Here is a 13854-nt window from a genome sequence, read left to right on the forward strand (position 1 = left end):
ATCAGTGACCTGCTGCGGCTTGTGCAGCGGGCGCTGCGCTGGTGTTGACGGTGGGGGTGGTTCCTGGCGATGTGCCTGTCAGGGCCAGGCGCAGATCGGTCTCGGCCAGCCAGAAGTCGCGCTGTGCCTCGGTGGCGGTCACCACCGCTTGCGTGGTGCTGCGGGCCTGGGCCAGCAGTTGCCACACACTCATGAACATGCCGTTGTAGCGGTAGACGGTTTCTTCCTGCATCAGCTTGGCCAAGGGCAGAACCTCGGCCTGCTGCTGCTGGGCCAGGTCGTAAGCCGTGCGATAGGCCAGCCAGTTGCTGCGGGCTTCGCTGCGTGCGCGTATGGCGTTGTCGCGCAGCAGCGATGCGCTGCGCAGAACCTGGTTGCGTGCCATGCCGCGCGCGGCAAAGCCCCAGTCAAACAGCGGCAGCGGCACGTCGAACTCCCAGCCTTGCGTCTTGTCGCTGTGGCCGGTGGCGCGTTCAGTACTGGTGTTGTTGCTGTAGCTGGCGCCGATATCACCAAAGATGGTGCCAATCGTGGCCCAGCCCTGGCGGCCGGCGGTCACATCAAGGTCGCGGCGCAGAGCGCCCAGATCCAGCCGCTGGCGCAAGGCGGTGGCTTCGGCGTCATCGCCGCCGCGCAGCTCGGTGGCTTTGGGCAAGGCGGGCAGTTGCTCGGGCAGCTTGTAGGCCAACTGCTCGCCCCACAGGCCCATGCGGCGGGCCAGCTGCTCGCGTTCCAGCTGGGCGTTCAGACGCGCGCGTGCCAGCTGGGCGGCGGCCTGCTGCTGCTGGGCCAGCTCTCTGGCCTGGTCCATCTTGCTGAAGTTGCCGACCTGGGCCATGCGGCGGGCCAGCTCGCCGCCCAGGGCCGCTGCCTCGTGCATGCGCTCGTTGGCGGCCAGGGCTTGCTCGGCTGCCACGGCGCGCAGCCATGCGCGGCGTGTGTCGGAGGCCAGCAGCAGCACCTGCTGGGCGGCCGTCAGCGTGGCCTGTTCCATCTGCCAGCCCTGCCAGCGGCTGCGCCAGGGCAGGGTGATGAGCTGCACCAGCCCAAAGCTGAGTTGGCGCTCGATCTCGCGCTCGTGGCCGTTGCGAAAGCGGCCGAAGGTAAAGCTGGGGTTGGGCAGGGTCAGCACTTGCACGCGCTGCGCGTCGGCAATGCCGAGCGCAGCCAGCTGGGCCTGCAGACCAGGGTTGTTGAGCAGGGCGATGCGCACGGCGGTGTCGGCATCGACAGGGGCTTTGAGCCAGTCGGCAATCTGGGTCTGCGCATCCTGCAGGGCCTGGGCGTCCGGCGACGGCAGCTGTGCACCCGCGGGCAGCCTGCCTTCGGTATGTCTGGCCACGTCGCCGCGAAGTCCGTCGGGCGAGATGCTGGCGCAGCCGGCCAGCATAAGTGTGAGTGACATTGCGGCGAGCAAAGGCGTGGCTTTGAATGCAAGGCGCTTCATGGCTGGCCTCCGTGATGGTGCTGATGTGCGGAAGCACCGCTGTCCGGGGCTGGGCCGGAGGCATTGCCCTGGGATTTCTCCCACCTGAGCACATCGCCATGGCCGCGCGGGAACTCGCTCACCGCGGCATTGGCGGCCTTCCAGTCACCGGGCTGGGCGACGATGGCCGCGCTGGCGGCAAGTGGCTGGTGCTGCAGCGCCAGCGTGGGAGCATCGGGATCGAAAACGCGGTTGCCGTTGGCTGGGGATTGGGCCACCGGGAGAGTCGACGCAGGCGTCTGGGCCAGGACTGGCGGGCTGACGCCGGTCATGAGCAAAGCCATGGCTGTCAAAGAAAGAGGATGCGCGTGGCGCATAGAGGATTCCTGTCGTCTAAAACCGGGAGAAGGTCCGCAGCCTTGAGCGTTTGACGGCTCAAACCTAGACAGCAAGCACGATGGCTGCCATCAAAATGCGGACGCACCTAGGGCGTCAGAGCGCAGAAATCGGTGGTTTGACGAGGTCGGCAGGCGCTGCGCTGGCAAAGCGCGCTGCACCATGGGTCGGTTGGGCGGCCAGGGGGAGGCTGGAGTGAAGCGTCAGCCACTCGGGGTTGGCCAGCGTCGAGTGGCAGATGCCGCAGGCCGTGCAATGGCCTTCATGCTGGTGGCAGTCGCTGTCGGCGGCATTGGCGCTGCAGTTGACGGTCCCTGCAGGGCCTGCCTTGTGGGACGCGGCCATGTCGTGATGCGGCTGTGCGTCGGCTGCGAGGCTTGCATGCGCGTGGTGCACAGCGGCTGCCATGGCGGCCACTTCGTCCAGGCTCTGCGTCTGCACAAACGCATGTCCCATGTGATGGGACTGGTCGGTGTTCTGCTCCATGGCCATGGCATCGCCTGCCAGGCCGCGCAGGGCCAGCAGCAAAACCAGGAACAAGGAGAAAAAGCGACGCATGGGCTGAATGATAGCGAAGGGCGGGGTTTAGTTCCCCGCCCGGTGCAGTAAATCGTAAATTAGATAGCTGCTTGCGCTTTCCCGTCAAGGGCTAAGGTCGAATTTTATGTGTTTTCAGGCCTGTTCCCCCAATGGCGCAGGCGCAGGCCATTGGCGACCACCAGCAGGCTCACGCCCATATCGGCCAGCACGGCCAGCCACATGCTGGCATTGCCGCTGACGGCCAGAACGAAGAAGGCCAGCTTGATGCCCAGGGCCAGGCTGATGTTCTGCCACAGCACGCTGTGAGCGCGCTGCGAGAGATCGACCACCTCGGGGATACGGCGCAGGTCGTCGTTCATGAGCACCACATCGGCAGTCTCCATGGCCATGTCGGTGGCATGCATGCCGCCCATGGCAAAGCCTATATCGGCCTGGGCCAGCGCCGGCGCGTCGTTGATGCCGTCGCCGGTCATGGCCGTTGGGCCGATGTCGCGCTGCAGCTCGCTCAGGGTCTTGAGCTTGTCCTCGGGCAGCATATTGCCGCGCGCATCGCTGATGCCCGCTTCTGCGGCCACCGTGCGCACGGTGGCGCTGTTGTCGCCGCTGAGCACAATGGGTTTGACGCCAAGCGATTGCAACTGGGCCACGGCCGCCTTGGCCTGCGGGCGCAGCGGGTCGGCCACGGCAAACAGCGCCTGCACGCCCTGTTCATTGGCCAGCAGGGTGACCGTACGGCCCTGTTGCTCCTGCAGCATCAGCGCGGCCTTGAGTTCGGCACTGTCCCAGCCTTGCTCGCCCACCCAGCGCAGATTGGCCAGCGTCCAGCGTTCACCGTCGATCTGGGCTTGCACGCCGCGGCCGGGCAGGGCCTGCAATTGCTGAGCCGAGGCCTGAGCTTCGGCAAGCTCCTTGCCTGTCTGCTCCTCCAGCCCTTGGGCAATCGCGCGCGAGACCGGGTGGTCGGAGCGCGATGCCAGAGCATAGGCGCGGGCTGCGGCTTCATCGCTGCTCGCAGCATTCCAGCCCTGCCAGTCCACCAGCTTGGGTGAGCCCGTGGTCAGCGTGCCGGTCTTGTCGAGTGCGATGGCTTTGAGCTGGCGGGCCGATTCCAGTGCGCTGCCTCCCTTGATGAGAATACCGCGCTTGGCAGCAGCCGTGAGCGCGCTGACCACGGTGACGGGGGTGGACAGCACCAGGGCGCAGGGGCAGGCGATGACCAGCAGGGCCAGGGCCTGGTAAGCGGCCTGATGCCAGCTCCAGTCCAGCAGCCAGGGCGCGAGCAGGCCCAGGGCAATCGCCAGCACCAGCACGATGGGGGTGTAGATCTCGGCAAAGCGGTCGACAAAGCGCTGGGTGGGAGCCTTGGAGGACTGCGCCTGCTCCACGGCATGGACGATGCGCGCAATCAGGCTGTCGCTGGCCGGCGCGGTTACACGCAAGTGCAACTCGCCGTCCTGGTTGATGGAGCCTGCATACAGTTCGTCGCCTGGGCCTTTGTGCGCCAGCGCGCTCTCGCCCGTGATGGGAGCCTGGTTGACCGAGCTTTCACCTTCGGTGACCAGACCGTCCAGCGGCACGCGAGCGCCGGGCGTCACGCGCAGCACGGCACCCAGGGGCACCTCGTTGGCGGCCATGCGCACAGTGCTGCCGTCGGGCTGCAGCACATCGGCGGTCTCTGGCGCCAGTTGCAGCAGATTGCGGATGGCCAGGCGGGCCTTGTCCATGGCCTGGTCTTCGATGCGCTCGGCCGCCGCATAAAGGGCCATGACCATGGCGGCTTCGGGCCACTGGCCGATGATGAAGGCGCCGGTGACGGCCACCGCCATCAGTGCATGAATTCCGAGCTTGAAGCGCAGCAGATCCTTGAGGCCGGCCTTGTAGACCCCCAGACCCGACAACGCGATACCCAGCACGGCCAGTGCCATGCCCAGATATTGAAGCGTCGAGTTGGCGTCGTCGCCGCCAAACCAGTGGCAGGCCTCGGCCGCCAGAGCCGCCGCCAGAGCGGCGTAGATGCGCGGCCAGCCGGGCAGCACACCATGGTCGTGAGCATGGTCATGACCGTCACCCTCATCGTGAGCCTGGCTCTTGGCTGGCTCGTTGATGGAAAACGGTGCACAGCAGCCGGTTCCGCAGGCCGATGTGGCTGTGGCGGCAATAGGTTTCGAAGTGGCTGGCACATGTTCATGCGGATGTGCATGATCGTGATCATGTGAATGACCATTGTGGCCGCCGCCATGGGCGTGGGTGGACAGGCTTTCTTGCTTCATGGCAGTATTGAAAACAATAAAGTCACTTCAAGGTCAAGCATGTCCCTCAATTCGCACGATATTCCGCGCTGGCGCATTGGCGAGGCAGCGAAGCGTTCCGGCATCGCCGCGGCCAATATCCGTTACTACGAGAAGGAGCAACTGCTCTCGCCTGGCATGCGCGAGGACAACCAGTACCGTCTCTACACCGATGGCGATGTTCACAGGCTGCGCTTTATTCGGCTGTGCCGGGCCATGGATATGTCGCTGGACGAAGTGCGAACACTGCTGGCGCTCGATGGTGCGCGCAAGGCCGATTGCGTGGCTGCCAACAAAACCCTGGACGCCCATCTGGGCCATGTGCGCGAGCGACTGGCCGAGCTGCAGGCTCTGGAGCATGAGCTGATGCAACTGCGCAGTCAGTGCGACGGCTCGGACAGCTTTTGTCACATCATCGAGGCCTTGCATGCCCAGGCCGATGAGCCCTTGCCCGAAGGCTTGCAGGGCAGTGCTGCGGCAAAGCGCCATGTCTGACAGGCGGCAACCGTGGCGGCTGCGCCCGTACCCTGAAGTGGACGCTATCATTCCTGCATGAGCTGGAGTGAAACCACCATCAAGCTGCCGGGGCGGATCTGGGCCGCGCTGGGCGCGCAGGCCCTGGCGTGGTGGCGCAGCATTTATCTGACAGCCGTGCTGCTGGTGCTGGTCAGCTCGCCGTCGAGCTACCAGAAGCGCGGGCGGGCCATGCTGGCCCAGCAGATGTTTGCGCAGACCGCCCCCATACTCACAGGCTTTACCGCGCTGGCGGCCCTGCTGTGTGCGGTGATTGCGCGCATCGTCATTGTCACCGCACAAAGTTACGGCCTGTCGCGCTATGCACTGGATCTGGTGGTGCGGGTGATGGTGATCGAGCTGATACCGCTGACGGCCGCACTGTTTGTGGCCATGCGCTGCACCATTCCAGCCGGCGTGCAGGTGGTGCAGATGCGTATGCAGGGCCAGCCCGCGAAGTGGAAGACGCAAGGCATTGACCCTGTCCGTGCGGCGCTGGTGCCGCGTGCGGCGGCGGGCGTGTTTGCCGCCATCACACTGGCCGCACTCAGCTGCATCGTGGCCTTGGTCACCGTGTATCTGAGCGTCTACGGCTTCAGCCTGGCCGGGTTTGGTGCGTACACACGCATCTTTGGTCAGATTTTCACACCGTCGCTGACGCTGGTGTTCGTGCTCAAGACCTGGTTTTTCAGCCTCACGGTGGCCGTCATGCCGCTGGCCTCTGCCATGTACACGCCGGTTGCACGGCACCGGCAGGGCGGGGCGGAGCTGGGTGGCTTTGCACGCATGTTTGCCGTGTTGCTCCTGATCGAGGTGATCTCGCTCATGGGCAACTATTACTGAAAAGGATGGAGCCATGAGCGAAACGCGTATGGCCGAGGAGCAGCTGATTGACGAGGAGTTGCTCAGCCTCAAACCCGTCGCGCACCTGCGCGCCAAGGCAGCCGCGCTGCTGGCGCTGACCCTGGTCTTGATTCTGAGTGCTGCTGCTTATCTGCTCTATGCGCGCGGGGTGTTCGAGCCCACGCAGCGTCTGGTGCTGACGGCCGATGACTCCGAAGGCGTGGTCGTGGGCATGGACATGACCTTCTCGGGCTTTCCCATAGGCCGCGTGCGCAAGATAGAGCTGGCCAAGGACGGCTCGGTTCGCATTCTGGTCGATGTGACCGAGAAGGATGCCCACTGGCTGCGCCAGTCCAGCGTGTTCACGCTGGTCAAGGGCCTGGTGGGCGGTACCACCATCAAGGCCTATACCGGCATGCTGGACGATGCGCCGCTGCCGCCGGATTCCGTGCGACCCGTGCTCAGCGGCGACGCCACGGCAGAGCTGCCCCAGATCATCAATTCCGCCAAGGAGGTGCTGGCCAATGTGGCTGCACTGACCGCCACGGATTCGGCCTTGGGCGGATCACTGGCCGAAGTGCGCAAGCTGGCCGAGCGCATGCAAGGCCAGGGCGGGGTTCTCGGAGCGGTGCTGGGCAGCGACGAGGAAGCGAAGAAGGTCGGCCAGATGCTGGAGCGCGCCAACTCCCTGCTCGGACGCATGGACCGCATGGTGGCGCGCGCCGACAGCCAGGTCTTCGATGCGAATGGCGTCATGCCCCAGGTCAAGGCCACCATGCAGCAGCTCAACGGCTTGTTGGCCGATACGCGCAAAAGCATGGCCAAGGTCGATGCCGTACTGGCCGATATGCAGGTGGTGGGCAGCAATGCCCGCGAGGCCTCGACCGACCTGGGTGCGCTGCGCGCCGAGGTCGAAAGCAATCTGCTGAGGCTGGAGTCCGTACTCAACGATCTGCAGCGCAAATGGCCGTTTTCCCACAAGCCGGAGTTGAAGCTGCCATGAAGCAAAAAACCACGCAAAAGCAGACTTCAGGCCAATGGGGTAGAGCGCTGGCTGCTATATCCGTCATAGCGATTTCGGCCTGTGGCAACCAAGCCCCGGCACCGGATTGGGCCTTGAGTGCCGAAGCTGCGGCGCAAAAAGCTACTCAGGCCTATTTGCAGGGGCATCAGCGCGTGGAGGTGCTGCAGTGGCAGAAGGCGCGTGATGCAGTGGCCAGCACCGGCCAGCCCGCGCAGGCCGCCAAGCTGGAGCTGATGCGCTGCGCGGCGCAGGTGGCCAGCCTGGACTGGAACAGCTGCCCGGCCTATGAGGCGCTGGCGCAGGATGCGGGCAAGCCAGAACAGGCCTATGCCCGCTATCTGCAGGCCAGTCCGCAAGCCAGTGATATCGAGCTTTTGCCCGAGGCGCAGCGCGGCGTGGCGCGGCAGTTGCTCGGCGGCGGAACAGGTGTAGCCGCTACGGCTGAGATCAAGGATCCGCTATCGAGACTGGTGGCTGCGGGTGTGCTGCTGCGTGGCGGCGCTGCGGTGCCTGACCTACTGCAGCAAGGCGTCGATACCGCTTCGGAGCAAGGCTGGCGCAGGCCTTTGATGGCCTGGCTTCTGCTGCAACTCAAGGCAGCGCAGCAGGGCGGCGATGTGGAAAAGCAGGCGCAGCTGCAGCGTCGGCTGAAGCTTCTGGAGACATCCGCACCCAAGTGAATAGGCCGGCCACCGGATTGAAAATGAAAAAGCGAGGCCTGAGCCTCGCTTTTGAGTGGATGGCGAGCCAGAGGCTCGCTCAAACCTGGTGCTTAGAAGCGGTGACGGATACCGGCGATCAGGCTGGTGCCGGTCTTGGGATTGGCATCGGTCACGCGGTCATACATCAGAGCGGTGTAGACATCGGTGCGCTTGGACAGGAAGTGGTCGTAGCCCAGGGTCGCTGTGGTGCGGGTGGCGTCGGTGGCCGCTTCGTACTTGGTGCGGGCCACGGCGGCCTTGACAGTACCGGGGGTACCGGAGACAGGAATGTCCAGACCCAGCGAGTAGGTCTTGCTCTTGCTATCCAGATCCTTGACCTTGGCCTGGCCGTAGGTGGCGTAGAGCTTCACGACATTGAAGTTGTAGCTGCCGCCGACCATCCAGTCGCTCTTGGTAGGCATGACTGTGCCGCTGCCGGGGTTGGTGATCTGGTCACGCTCGTAGAAGGCCGTCAGGCTCAGAGGACCGTTGAAGTACAGGGCGTTCACGCCGACGTTCTTCTTGCTCTTGTTGCCAGGAGTCGTTTGCTCGCCGAACTGGTAGTAGACATTGGCAGTCAGACCGCCGAAGCTAGGTGTCGTGTAGACCAGCATATTGCTCCAGCCGGTGTCGGCGGGCGTTGTCAGGCGGTTGCCGCCCCAGGCTGCGGTGGGCGTGTTCGCATGCAGCACCAGAGGCGAGATGGTGAACGAATCGCCGAAGGGGTTGGTCAGAATGGTGGGCAGGAAGTTGGGCGCCTTGTCGCGGCCCAGGCCGATGCGGCCGAAATTGCCGTTCAGGCCGATGTTGGCATCGCGCGAGAAAAAGGTATCGCCGGGGAAGCGGCCGGGTTCACCCGTGTCCATGCGCATGAAGGCGGTGAGGTTGAAATCGACCTTCAGGCCGCCGCCCAGGTCTTCCGTGCCCTTCAGGCCCCACCAGGAAGTGGTCATGCCGCCGGAGCCGACAACGCCCTTGCGATCCTGGCCGGCCATTTTGACCGAGCCGGCATACATATCGGCCAGTCCGGTCAGTTGCACATTGCTCTGGGCAAAAGCGGCGCCGGAGCAGGCCAGGGCTGCAGCCATGGCGATAAAAGCAGTCTTCATGAGTGTCCTCTCGAGTTAGATATTGGATTTACGTTTTGAAATATAGCGGGGGTTTGTATACAGCTTGCTCTGCAGTTCCGCGGATGCCGATGAAATCATCTTTTCAGCGATATGACAGTGGTTTTTTTACCTCAAGGACTCAGGGAAATCTCTTGTGTGCACCGTGTTGGTGCTATCGATATTGCCGTGCAAAGCAGCTGGGTGAAGCCAGCTGAGCGAGAGTGAGTACTGAGGGTTTCGTGATCAAGGAATAACAGTCATTCCTGGTGGACCAGGTTTGATCAGGAGGTTCGGGGATGACAGCGTCGGCGGATGGAACAGGAGTGACTCGGCGATGGATGCCTGCCTGGAATCGCTGAAGCGCCCACTCTTGTCGTTCCCTTGGGCAGTCTTGGTCAGGCCCTGCGCAGGGCTCGCGATTGGCCGGAGTGTGCTGTGCGTGCTGAGCGCTTATGCGGCCGGGTGTGCGTTGATATCAGGCCTGCAGCTTTCAGCACCAGTTCGATACTTTTTTGAAAAAAGTGCGCGTTTTCCCCGGGGAGGGTGTTTTTCTTCCCTATAATTCATCCCATCGACACGGAATGTAGCGCAGCCTGGTAGCGCACTTGCATGGGGTGCAAGGGGTCGCGAGTTCGAATCCCGCCATTCCGACCAAATTGAAAAGGCCTGTGATGAAAATCACAGGCCTTTTTCAATGCCGCTGCGAGGTTTGCTATGAAACCTGCAGCGCCAGATGACCGTCGTGGCTAATAACCGAGCAACTGCTTGAGTTGCAGCCTTCCCAAAAGATGGTCGAAAATCGGTTACAATAGCGTCATCGACACGGAATGTAGCGCAGCCTGGTAGCGCACTTGCATGGGGTGCAAGGGGTCGCGAGTTCGAATCCCGCCATTCCGACCAATCTAAAAGGGCGCCTAACTGTAAAGTTAGGCGCCCTTTTTCTATCCAGATCGCATGATGTCGTACGACTCTTCAGGGCGATGGCTCGAAGAGAGATAGAAGTAGTGTCTCAACTTCTGCTGTTGCACTCCTAGCCCTTGCGGGAGCGAAAAAGCAGCCACAGCAGATACACCCCACCCAGCAAGCCCGTCACCAGTCCAATAGGCAGATGCAGGTGCACCGGCGCCCACTGGCTGAGCAGGTCGGCCGCCAGCAGCAGCACGGCCCCCATGGCTGCTGCCGTGAAAAGAGGCACGTCGGGCGACCGGCCCAGGCGCCTGGCCACCTGGGGCGCTGCCAGCGCGATGAACGCGATGGGCCCGGCCGCCGCCGTGGCAATGGCCGTCAGGACAACGGCGCACATCACCATGATCAGCCGGGTACGCGGCACGTTGATGCCGAGCTGGGTGGCTGCGTCATCGCCCAGTTCCAGAAGGTTGATGCGGCGGGCGCACAGCAGCACGACCGGCAGGATGGCGACGAAGCTGAACGCGGCCGGCACGACATGCGCCCAGGTTCGCGCACTGAGCGAGCCGGCCAGCCAGCGCTGTGCGGAGACGGCCCGGTCCAGATCGCCCATGACCAGCAGGATGGTGTTCAGGCCTGAGAGCGTGGCCCCCACGCCTATGCCCACCAGCACCAGCCGGTAGCCCCCTGCCACGCGCCGGCCGCTGGACAGCGCGAGCACGACCGCCGCCGTGGCCATGCCCGACAGCACGGCGGCCAGCGATGTCCATAGTGGTCCGGCATCGCCCAGTACGATCAGCGCAATCGCCCCGCTGGCCGCGCCCGTGGTGAAGCCGATCACGTCCGGCGAGCCCAGCGCATTGCGGGAGACGGACTGGAAGATGGCACCGGCCATGCCCAGCGCCGCACCCACGAAGACCGCCGTGAGCACGCGCGGCAGCCGCACGCGCAGAACCACGCGCTCGGCGGCGGGGCTGGCGCCCGTGTTCAGCAGACTGTCCAGCACCTCGGCCGGGCTCAGCGACAGGGTTCCCGTGCCCAGCAGCAACACACCCAGCATCAGGGTCAGAACGACCAGTGCCATGCCCGCGGCCAGCGGCCTTGGCCGCCAGCGGAACGAATATGGGCCCCAGCGCAGTACCGAGGTCTTCACGGACGCCTTCATAGCCTGCTTAACCGGTATCTGCACGCCACCCAGACAAAGAACGGCCCGCCGATCAGGCAGGCGACGATGCCCGCAGCTACTTCCGCGGGCGTTGCGATGACGCGGCCGAGTACGTCGGCGCCCAGCAGCAGCACTGCAGCGTAGAGCGCGGACAGCGGCAGGATCCAGCGGTAGTCGGGCCCGGACGAGAGGCGCGCAATATGTGGGGCCACAAGGCCGACAAACGCGATGGGGCCTACGGCAGCCGTGGCTGCGCCGGCCAGCAGCATGACCGCAACGCAGGCTAGTTGAGCGGTGGCACGGACATTGACGCCCAGCGCCAGGCCCAGGTCATGGCCCAGCGCCATGGCGTTGAGCTGGCCGACAATGGCCCAGGCCGCCGCCAGCCCCGCCGCTACGGCTGTCGCCAGCACGGCGGCGTTGGCGTAGCCGCTGCCCTCCAGTGAACCGGCTGCCCAGTGTCGGAAGCCGTCAAAGACTTCCGGAGGCGCATTGAGCAGGATGATGCCGGCGCTGGAAGTGAGCATGACGGACAGGCCGGCTCCGGCCAGCACCAGGCGCACCGGGTGCGTGCCTGCCCCCCGAGACTGGCCGAACGCGAAGACGGCCGCGCCGGCCAGCCCCGCGCCGGCAAAGGCGCACCAGACATACTGGGCCACGGTTGTCAGGTCGAAGGCTGTCATGCCGATCAGCACCGCCAGAGCTGCGCCGGCATTGACACCCAACAGGCCCGGCTCGGCCAGAGGATTGCGGGTCACGGCCTGCATGAGCGCGCCAGCAACGCCCAGGGCCATGCCGGCCAGGATGACCACCACGGTACGAGGCATGCGCAGCAGGTTGACCACCAGATGTCGGTCATCGCCCAGGTCCGGTGCGCGCAGTGCCCCGAGGATGTCGGCCAGCGCAATGTCGCGCGAGCCCACGGTGATGCTCAGCATGGCGATGAGGCCTAAGGCCAGCATGCCGGTCGTCAAGCCCAGGCTGCGACTGCGGCGCCGGCGTGAGCCTTGAGCGGGCCGCGCCATCGCGCGTTCAGGCAATTCATGCATGGCTCAGTGGAAATGGCTGGCCACGGCATCGACCATCTGTTGCCCGGAGTAGTAGTCGATGCGAAACGATGTCGGCCCCAGCGCATAGACGCGCCGGCCGGCGACGGCTGGAAGGTTGGCCAGCAGCGGGTCGGCCAGGAAGGCCTGGACATCGCTTTGCGAGGCGCCCAGCAGAAAGACGGCATCCCCGGTGATGGCGGCCGACAGGTTTTCGCGGGAAATGAATTCGAAGTCCGAGGAGCGCGTCACCTGCGCGGCCAGCGTGGGCGGCAGACCTTCCACCTTGAAGCCCAGCGCGGCCAGCAGCCGCGCATGCGGGCTGGCAGGACGGCCGATGGAGTAGCTGCCGGCCAGGTTGTAGGCGACGATGCTGACCGGCTTGGCGGGTGGCGTGATGGATGCGGCGGCCTGGGCGACGTGGGCATCGAAGCGGGCAATCGCCGCCGCTGCCTCCTTCGTGCGACCGGTGATGCTGCCCAACTGCGTGGCGATGTCCTGCCAGGACTGGCTGGAGTAGTCGACCATGACCATGGGAACGCCCTGGGCCTGCAGCTCGGAACGGTGCTGGGCCACGCTGTCGGCGCCGGTGGCAGAGGCCACCAGCAGATCAGGGTTGGCGCCCAGGACGGCCTCAATGTCGAACTGCAGGTTGCGGTAGAGCACCTGCACGTCACGTTTGTCGGCAACATGGGCCCATTGCGAGAAAAAGCCCTTGTCGTCGGTCAACCGGCTGGGCGTGGTGGCTGCGGTTGCCGCCACGGGGGCATCGATGGCCAACAGGATGCCCGTCACGCTGGGTGAGGTGGACACGATGCGCTGCGGTAGCGAGGTCTGCTGCGTGGCGCCCGCCTCGGGGGCGGTGTTGCGCTGCATGAGCGCGATACCGGCCAGCACGGACAGTGCCGCAGTTGCGCCCAGGGCGGTAAGTTTTAGTCTGTTCATATCGATCTGACCGTGACAGGGCCGAGTGCATCCAGGTTCTTTAGGGTATTCCTCATTGTAGAATGCATTCCAAATTTGTAATGCCTAAGAACCTATTGCTTGTGGGGCATGACCGGCCATGACACATCGACTGAGTGCTGATGCAGTGACGCTGCGCTACGGCGAGCGCACCATTTCGCAGGGCCTGTCCCTTGCTGTTCCAGATGGTTCCTTTGCCGTCATCGTGGGGCCGAACGCCTGCGGCAAGTCCACCCTGCTGCGCGCGCTGTCGCGCCTTCTGGCACCGGCCATAGGGAGGGTCATCCTGGATGGCAGGCATATCGCGCAATGGCCTGCCAAGGAGGTCGCGCGGCGCCTGGGATTGCTGCCGCAAAGCGCGATCGCGCCCGAGGGCATCACGGTGGCAGACCTGGTGGCGCGTGGGCGCTACCCCCATCAGTCTTTCCTGAAGCAGTGGACGGATGCCGACGAGCAGGCGGTGGCCGAGGCCATGCAGGCCACTGATGTGATGGCCCTTTCGGATCGGCTTCTGGACGAGTTGTCAGGCGGGCAGCGCCAACGTGTGTGGATTGCGATGGTGCTGGCGCAGCAGACGCCCATCCTGTTGCTGGACGAGCCCACGACGTTTCTGGACATTGCACACCAGATCGAGTTGCTGGAGTTGCTGGCGGACCTCAACCGGGCCGGCCGCACCGTGATTGCGGTGCTGCACGATCTCAACCACGCCTGCCGCTACGCCTCACACCTGATCGCCATGCGTGACGGGCGCATCGCCGCACAGGGCAAGCCCGCGGCGATCTTTACCGAGCAATTGGTTGAGGAGGTGTTCGGCCTGTCATCGGTGATCATTCCTGACCCCGTGACCGGGACTCCCCTAGTGGTGCCAAGGGGGCGCAAGGCGGTGCATGCCAGGCAAGGCTGAAGCGCCTGGGTATCTTCTTGCGCGTCGCTT

Annotated in this window: 13 protein-coding genes and 2 tRNA genes; 7 read left to right on the forward strand and 8 right to left on the reverse strand. The window is 64.6% G+C overall.

Annotated features, from left to right (window positions below; translation table 11 throughout):
* Position 1: 1 nt before the first annotated feature.
* From CSE6_RS09915 to CSE6_RS09930, 4 genes are all read right to left on the reverse strand, one after another.
* Complete coding sequence (locus CSE6_RS09915; protein WP_059440433.1) at positions 2–1447, reverse strand: TolC family protein; 1446 nt, start codon at positions 1445–1447, stop codon at positions 2–4.
* A complete protein-coding gene (locus CSE6_RS09920; RefSeq protein ID WP_034359233.1) occupies positions 1444–1803 on the reverse strand; it encodes a hypothetical protein in 360 nt (119 codons plus the stop codon). Before CSE6_RS09920 ends, CSE6_RS09915 begins: the two co-directional genes overlap by 4 nt.
* Positions 1804–1918: 115 nt before the next feature.
* On the reverse strand, positions 1919–2380 hold the full coding sequence (locus tag CSE6_RS09925; RefSeq protein ID WP_059440434.1) for a hypothetical protein: 462 nt from the start codon (positions 2378–2380) through the stop codon (positions 1919–1921).
* 104 nt (positions 2381–2484) lie between these two features.
* Positions 2485–4632 carry a cation-translocating P-type ATPase gene (locus tag CSE6_RS09930; protein ID WP_193751114.1) on the reverse strand — a complete coding sequence of 716 codons (2148 nt, stop codon included), beginning with the start codon at positions 4630–4632 and terminating at the stop codon, positions 2485–2487.
* Between the two features lie 39 nt (positions 4633–4671).
* Here CSE6_RS09930 and CSE6_RS09935 point away from each other — a divergent pair, with 39 nt between their 5' ends.
* From CSE6_RS09935 to CSE6_RS09950, 4 genes are read left to right on the forward strand one after another with little or no spacing between them, the layout of a single operon-like run.
* Entirely contained in the window at positions 4672–5145 is a 474-nt protein-coding gene (locus tag CSE6_RS09935; protein WP_034381187.1) for a Cd(II)/Pb(II)-responsive transcriptional regulator, read from the forward strand.
* A 57-nt stretch (positions 5146–5202) separates the two neighbouring features.
* The gene (locus tag CSE6_RS09940) at positions 5203–6006 is read left to right on the forward strand and encodes an ABC transporter permease (RefSeq protein WP_059440435.1); all 804 of its coding nucleotides are present in this window, start codon (positions 5203–5205) and stop codon (positions 6004–6006) included.
* 13 nt (positions 6007–6019) lie between these two features.
* Positions 6020–7009 carry an MlaD family protein gene (locus CSE6_RS09945; RefSeq protein WP_059440436.1) on the forward strand — a complete coding sequence of 330 codons (990 nt, stop codon included), beginning with the start codon at positions 6020–6022 and terminating at the stop codon, positions 7007–7009.
* Complete coding sequence (locus CSE6_RS09950; protein WP_059440437.1) at positions 7006–7710, forward strand: hypothetical protein; 705 nt, start codon at positions 7006–7008, stop codon at positions 7708–7710. Before CSE6_RS09945 ends, CSE6_RS09950 begins: the two co-directional genes overlap by 4 nt.
* Before the next feature lie 92 nt (positions 7711–7802).
* Here the strand turns inward: CSE6_RS09950 and CSE6_RS09955 are convergent, their stop codons facing one another.
* Positions 7803–8840, reverse strand: a complete 1038-nt coding sequence (locus CSE6_RS09955; protein ID WP_003063368.1) for a porin — start codon at positions 8838–8840, stop codon at positions 7803–7805.
* A gap of 577 nt (positions 8841–9417) precedes the next feature.
* On the opposite strand from CSE6_RS09955, the gene CSE6_RS09960 reads away from it, so the two are divergent.
* Positions 9418–9494 (forward strand) — tRNA-Pro (locus CSE6_RS09960).
* Between the two features lie 169 nt (positions 9495–9663).
* Positions 9664–9740: transfer RNA gene (locus tag CSE6_RS09965), tRNA-Pro, on the forward strand.
* 130 nt (positions 9741–9870) lie between these two features.
* Here CSE6_RS09965 and CSE6_RS09970 read toward each other — a convergent pair.
* The 3 genes from CSE6_RS09970 to fepB are packed head-to-tail and all read right to left on the reverse strand — an operon-like array spanning position 9871 to position 12902.
* Positions 9871–10911: an iron chelate uptake ABC transporter family permease subunit gene (locus CSE6_RS09970; protein WP_059440438.1), complete on the reverse strand. Its 1041-nt coding sequence runs from the start codon at positions 10909–10911 to the stop codon at positions 9871–9873.
* Positions 10908–11960, reverse strand: a complete 1053-nt coding sequence (locus CSE6_RS09975) for an iron ABC transporter permease (RefSeq protein ID WP_059440439.1) — start codon at positions 11958–11960, stop codon at positions 10908–10910. Before CSE6_RS09975 ends, CSE6_RS09970 begins: the two co-directional genes overlap by 4 nt.
* A 3-nt stretch (positions 11961–11963) precedes the next feature.
* Positions 11964–12902: a Fe2+-enterobactin ABC transporter substrate-binding protein gene (gene fepB / locus CSE6_RS09980; protein WP_059440440.1), complete on the reverse strand. Its 939-nt coding sequence runs from the start codon at positions 12900–12902 to the stop codon at positions 11964–11966.
* Positions 12903–13020: 118 nt separating this feature from the next.
* Here fepB and CSE6_RS09985 point away from each other — a divergent pair, with 118 nt between their 5' ends.
* Entirely contained in the window at positions 13021–13824 is an 804-nt protein-coding gene (locus CSE6_RS09985) for an ABC transporter ATP-binding protein (RefSeq protein ID WP_059440441.1), read from the forward strand.
* Positions 13825–13854: the final 30 nt, after the last annotated feature.

The organism is Comamonas sp. E6 (assembly GCF_001010305.1).
In the GTDB taxonomy this organism is placed as follows: domain Bacteria; phylum Pseudomonadota; class Gammaproteobacteria; order Burkholderiales; family Burkholderiaceae_C; genus Comamonas; species Comamonas thiooxydans.

Excerpts from the sequence above, each read along its gene's own strand:
- CSE6_RS09925 (WP_059440434.1), bottom strand. The coding sequence starts at position 2,380 with ATGCGTCGCTTTTTCTCCTTGTTCCTGGTTTTGCTGCTGGCCCTGCGC.
- CSE6_RS09930 (WP_193751114.1), bottom strand. The coding sequence starts at position 4,632 with ATGAAGCAAGAAAGCCTGTCCACCCACGCCCATGGCGGCGGCCACAAT.
- CSE6_RS09950 (WP_059440437.1), top strand. The coding sequence starts at position 7,006 with ATGAAGCAAAAAACCACGCAAAAGCAGACTTCAGGCCAATGGGGTAGA.
- CSE6_RS09955 (WP_003063368.1), bottom strand. The coding sequence starts at position 8,840 with ATGAAGACTGCTTTTATCGCCATGGCTGCAGCCCTGGCCTGCTCCGGC.
- CSE6_RS09940 (WP_059440435.1), top strand. The coding sequence starts at position 5,203 with ATGAGCTGGAGTGAAACCACCATCAAGCTGCCGGGGCGGATCTGGGCC.
- CSE6_RS09915 (WP_059440433.1), bottom strand. The coding sequence starts at position 1,447 with ATGAAGCGCCTTGCATTCAAAGCCACGCCTTTGCTCGCCGCAATGTCA.
- CSE6_RS09935 (WP_034381187.1), top strand. The coding sequence starts at position 4,672 with ATGTCCCTCAATTCGCACGATATTCCGCGCTGGCGCATTGGCGAGGCA.
- CSE6_RS09975 (WP_059440439.1), bottom strand. The coding sequence starts at position 11,960 with ATGCATGAATTGCCTGAACGCGCGATGGCGCGGCCCGCTCAAGGCTCA.
- CSE6_RS09945 (WP_059440436.1), top strand. The coding sequence starts at position 6,020 with ATGAGCGAAACGCGTATGGCCGAGGAGCAGCTGATTGACGAGGAGTTG.
- CSE6_RS09970 (WP_059440438.1), bottom strand. The coding sequence starts at position 10,911 with ATGAAGGCGTCCGTGAAGACCTCGGTACTGCGCTGGGGCCCATATTCG.
- CSE6_RS09985 (WP_059440441.1), top strand. The coding sequence starts at position 13,021 with ATGACACATCGACTGAGTGCTGATGCAGTGACGCTGCGCTACGGCGAG.
- CSE6_RS09920 (WP_034359233.1), bottom strand. The coding sequence starts at position 1,803 with ATGCGCCACGCGCATCCTCTTTCTTTGACAGCCATGGCTTTGCTCATG.
- fepB (WP_059440440.1), bottom strand. The coding sequence starts at position 12,902 with ATGAACAGACTAAAACTTACCGCCCTGGGCGCAACTGCGGCACTGTCC.